Here is a 4,900-nt window from a genome sequence, read left to right on the forward strand (position 1 = left end):
CCGGCCGCCGCGCCCCCGCCGTCCCGCCCCACGGTGGCCCCGCTGGTCCTCGGCTCGGCCGACCCGGGCGAGGTGGTCCGGGCGCTGCGCGCCGCGGGGCTGCGGATCGCGGACCTGAGGACCGTGGATCTGAGGACCGTGGACGGGAAGGCGGCGGACGGCGATCCGACGGCTCCCGGGGTCGTTAGCCCCCGGCGAGAGATATGTCAAATCGCCCCCCGTCAACATGACGACGCAGAACTCACCCTTGTGGTATGCGATGACTACCTCGATCCGCGGCTCGCCGCCGTGGACGCCGCCCACCGCGCCGCCGGCCGTCGCTGGCTGCCCGTCAAACCGGTGGGCACCCAGGCGTGGCTGGGCCCGTTCCTCGGCGCTCCCGACGACCCGTGCTGGGTCTGCCTGGCCGACCGGCTGTGGCGCGGACGGCAGGCCGAGGCGTATCTCCAGCACCGGCTCGGCCGCCCAGGACCGGTGCCGCGCCCGCCCGCCTCACTGCCCGCGAGCCGCGCCGCCGCGCTCCAGCTCGCCGCCCTGGAGGCCGCCAAGTGGCTGGCCGGGCACCGGCATCCGGGCCAGCGGGAGCTGCGCACCCTGGACAGCCTCACCGCCACCGTGGACCGCCATCCGCTCTCCCGCCGCCCGCAATGCGCCGGCTGCGGCGATCCGGCGCTGGTCGCGGCCCGGATACGGGCGCCCCTGGCGCTGCCGTCGCCACGGGAGCCGCTGGCCGAAACCGGCACCGACGCCTCCCCGCGCCGGATCATGGAGCGCTACGGACATCTGGTGGACCCGGTCACCGGGCTGGTCACCGAGATCCGGCGCGATCCGCGCGGCCCCGCCGTCCTCAACTGCTTCCACGCCCGCCACCCTTCGTACGCGGGAGCGGTCCCCCAGAGCGGCCTGGACGCCGTAAGGGCCGGGCTGCGGGCCGCCGCCCACGGTAAGGGCCGCACCGCCGAACAGGCGCGGGCGAGCGCGCTGTGCGAGGCCCTGGAGCACTACAGCGGCCATTTCCAGGGGGACGAGCCGCGGCAGCGCGCCCGCTACCGCGATCTGCACCCGGACGACGCGGTGCACCCGGACACCGTCCAGCTCTTCGACCAGCGGCAGTTCCGGGACCCCGCCCTCCCCGCGCGCCACCGGATCCGCGACCCGTTCGACGAGGGCGCGGAGCTGGACTGGACCCCGGTGTGGTCGCTGACCGCCGAACGCCACCGGCTGCTGCCCACCGCGCTGCTGTACTACGGCGCCCCGCAGCCCCCGGGCCGCCGCTGCTGCCGTGCGGACTCCAACGGCGCGGCGGCGGGCGGCACCCTGGCCGACGCCGTCGTACGGGGCTTCCTGGAGCTGGTGGAGCGGGACGCGGTCGCCCTGTGGTGGTACAACCGCACCCGGCAGCCCGCCGTGGCCCTGGACGCCTTCGACGACCCGTGGCTGGCCGAAGTGCGCGCCGCCCACCGGGGATTGGCGCGCGAGGTGTGGGCCCTGGACCTCACCACGGACTTCGGCATCCCGGTGGTCGCCGCGCTCTCCCGGCGCCTCGACAAGCCCGCCGAGGACATCACCCTCGGCTTCGGCGCCCACTTCGACCGGCACACCGCGCTGTGCCACGCGTTCGCCGAGCTGAACCAGATGCTCCCGGCGGTGGTCGAAGCCCGCGCCGACGGCGGGGGCTACGGCGCCGCCGAGCCCGAGGCGCTGCGCTGGTTCCGTACCGCGGCCCTGGCCGACCATCCGTATCTGACGCCCGACCCCGCCGCCGTACCGCTCCCGGGGATATCCGGCCCCCCGGAGGGCGGCGCACTGGCCGCCGTAAGGGAGTTGGCGCGGCAGCGCGGGATGGAGTTGCTGGTGCTGGACCAGACCCGGCCGGATGTGGGGCTGCCGGTGGCCAAGGTGCTGGTGCCCGGAATGCGCCCGCACTGGGCACGGTTCGCGCCCGGCCGGCTCTTCGACGCCCCCGTAGCGCTCGGCCGGTTGCCGGGGCCCACGCCCTACGCGGATCTCAACCCGATTCCGTTTTTCCTGTGATCCCCCGTGATAACCGGTAACTCTGCGTACACCATGAGCCTTCCACGCGGCCTCTCCACCTCCGGCAAAGATCGGATACTCTCGGGCAAGCCGCCCAATCCGGCCCGACCATCCGGAGGACGAGTGCAGGGGAGCCTCTTGCCCGACGATGCCGGAAGCCACCCACCGCGCCAGCACGGCAATCTGGCGCCGCGCCTGGCCGTCGTCATCACGGTCTTGGTGCTGGTGGGTTACTTCGCCGTGGCCGTCACCTATGTGGTCGACGGCAATCGTTCGGGCAGGACGATCGACGCGGCGATGCTCGGGCTGGCGCTGCTGCCGATGACCATGCTGCTCTGCCTCCAGATGCTGCACTCCTTCCCCGGCCTCGCGCCCCGGCTCAGCGGCGCGCGCCGCTGGACGCTGGCCCTCCAGGCGGTGCTGACCTTCGCCCCCTTCGCGGTCTTCAAGCACGCCTGGCTGGGCATGCCGGGCTTTCTGGCCGGTTCCTCGCTGCTGGTGCTGGCACCGGCGCTGGCGTGGCCGGCGTTCGCGGCCATCCTGCTGTGCACGGATGTGCTGCTGTTCCAGGTCGGCTTCGGCTGGGGCCAGGTCGCGTACACCTCGGTCTCCACCGCGCTGACCGGGCTGGTGGTCTTCGGGCTCTCGCGGCTGTCCGGGCTGGTCGCCGAGGTGTCCCGGTCCCGGGCGGAGCTGGCCCGGCTGGCGGTCGCCCAGGAGCGGCTGCGGTTCTCCCGGGATGTGCACGATCTGCTCGGGTACAGCCTGTCCACGATCACCCTCAAATGCGAGCTGGTGCACCGGCTGGTTCCCCGGCAGAACTCCCGTGCCCAGCAGGAGCTTTCGGAGATCCTTCAGACCTCCCGTCAGGCGCTGGCCGATGTACGGGCCGTGGCCAGCGGCTATCGCAAGATGTCGCTGTCGGCGGAGTCGGCGACGGCCCGCTCGATGCTGGCCGCGGCGGGCATCAGCACCACCTCCGCGATCGACTGCGGACCGCTGCCGGAGCTGGTGGACACGGTGCTGGCGAGCGTGTTGCGCGAGGGGCTGACCAATGTGCTGCGCCACAGCAAGGCCGACCACTGCGCGATCGAGGCGCGGCGCAGCGGGCGCCAGGTGTGGCTGACGCTCGTCAACGACGGGGTCGGCCGGCCGTCCACGATCCTGCGCACCGACAGCACGGACGGCGGCAGCGGAATCGGCAATCTCCGGGTCCGGGTGGAGAACCTGGGCGGGCGGCTGTGCGCGGGCGTACGGCCGGACGGCTGCTTCGAGTTACGGGCGGAGCTGGATGTGTCCGTGGACGCGCCACCGCGGAGTGGCCGGGAGCGCGGCGCGAAGGACTCGAGTGATTCCAAGGACTCCAAGGACTCCAAGGACTCGAAGGAGGAGTACGGCCCGGGGCCGACCGTGACGGCGTGACCGGTGTGACCGACGTGCGGGTCTGACGGGCGTCCCGGCCTGACGGTCGTGCGGGCCTGACGCGTCCTACAGCCAGCCCGCCTCGCGGGCGATCCGGATGGCGTCGACCCGGTTGCGAGCGTCCAGCTTGGTCACGGCGGACGTCAGATAGTTGCGCACCGTGCCCACCGACAGAAACAGCTTGGCCGCGATCTGCGCGGACTCCTCCCCCTTCGCGGCGAACCGCAGAACCTCCAGCTCACGCGGGGTCAGCGGCTGCGGACCGTCGTCCAGGGCGGCCAGCGCGAGCTGTGGATCGATCACCCGCTCGCCCCGGGCGACGGCGCGGATGGCGTCGCTCAGCTTCTCGGGGCTGCTGTCCTTCAGCAGAAAGCCGGAGACATGGGCGGCCAGCGCCCGGCGCAGATTTCCGGGGCGGCCGAGGCTGGTGAGCATCATGGTGCGGCATTCGGGAACGGCGGTGCTCAGCTCGGCCGCGGCGGTGAGCCCGTCCATACCCGGCAGATCGATGTCGAGGACCGCGACATCCGGGCGGAGTTCACGGGCGCGCGGCAGGATATCGGCGCCGTTGGAGAAATCGGCCACCACCTCGATGTCCGGTTCGAATTCCAGCAGGGCGACCAATGCCTTGCGCAACATATGCATGTCTTCCGCGATCAGCACTCTGACCATCCCGCCCCCTGCTTTCCCCGCGCCCCGCCGTCATCACCCCGCATACCGATTATTCCCCCGCTCTCCCGGCCCTTCCATAGATTCGTGGGCGAATACGCCCGTCGAACGCATATCTGGTTGCGCGAGCGCGACCGCGCGCTCCCTTGTCATGCCGCACCACCCCGGCAGGGCGCACCGACCTCCGGCCCGAACTCGGCGTGCAGGGCGCGCACTTCACCCCGCAGATAGCGCTCGCGCAGCAGGGCGCGCCGCACCTTGGCGGTTCCCGCCCCGCGCACAGTGCCGGGGCGCACCAGCAGCAGCGCGCCGGTCACGACACCGAACTCCTCCGCGATCAGGGCGCGGATCCGCGCCGCCAGCCGGGGCAGCCCGGTGCGCGCCCCGCCCGCCGTACGGACGACCTCCTGGACGACCACCAGCGCCCCCGCGCCGGGCCCCGCGCAGAACACCCGGGCCGACCCCAGCGCCCGTGCGCAGCACAGCAGTTCGCGCTCCACGTCCTGTGGATGCAGGGTGTGGCCGTCCACCAGGAGGGCGTCCCGGAGCCGGCCGGTCATCCGGAGCCGGCCGTTCACCGTAAGGCCGAGATCGCCGGTGCGCAGAAAGCCGCCCGGGCCCTCGGCGACCCGGGCGGCGAACAGCGGCGCGGTGTCCGGCGGACCGCCCCAGTGGCCGGTGGCGACGGCGGGGCCGCGCACCCAGATCTCCCCGGGGGCCTCGTCCGGCAGCCGGCGCCCGGTCAGCGGGTCCACGACGGCGAAGTCCGCGCCCG

At 73.2% G+C, this 4,900-nt stretch carries 3 protein-coding genes and 1 pseudogene; 2 read left to right on the forward strand and 2 right to left on the reverse strand.

The annotated features are described in order from the left end of the window. Positions 1 to 2,034 (forward strand): TOMM precursor leader peptide-binding protein (locus KN815_RS46515; RefSeq protein ID WP_216347820.1); only part of this gene is annotated, 2,034 nt, incomplete at its 5' end. Positions 2,035 to 2,172: 138 nt separating this feature from the next. Further along, complete coding sequence (locus KN815_RS46520; RefSeq protein ID WP_253209679.1) at positions 2,173 to 3,456, forward strand: sensor histidine kinase; 1,284 nt, start codon at positions 2,173 to 2,175, stop codon at positions 3,454 to 3,456. 66 nt (positions 3,457 to 3,522) lie between these two features. Here KN815_RS46520 and KN815_RS46525 read toward each other — a convergent pair whose 3' ends face one another. Continuing rightward, positions 3,523 to 4,128, reverse strand: coding sequence for a response regulator transcription factor (locus KN815_RS46525; protein ID WP_216347822.1), 606 nt, complete (start codon positions 4,126 to 4,128; stop codon positions 3,523 to 3,525). 146 nt (positions 4,129 to 4,274) lie between these two features. Beyond that, a pseudogene (locus KN815_RS46530) lies at positions 4,275 to 4,900 on the reverse strand (polyketide synthase); the annotation flags it as partial.

It is taken from the genome of Streptomyces niphimycinicus, from assembly GCF_018883605.1.
Taxonomy (GTDB): domain Bacteria; phylum Actinomycetota; class Actinomycetes; order Streptomycetales; family Streptomycetaceae; genus Streptomyces; species Streptomyces niphimycinicus.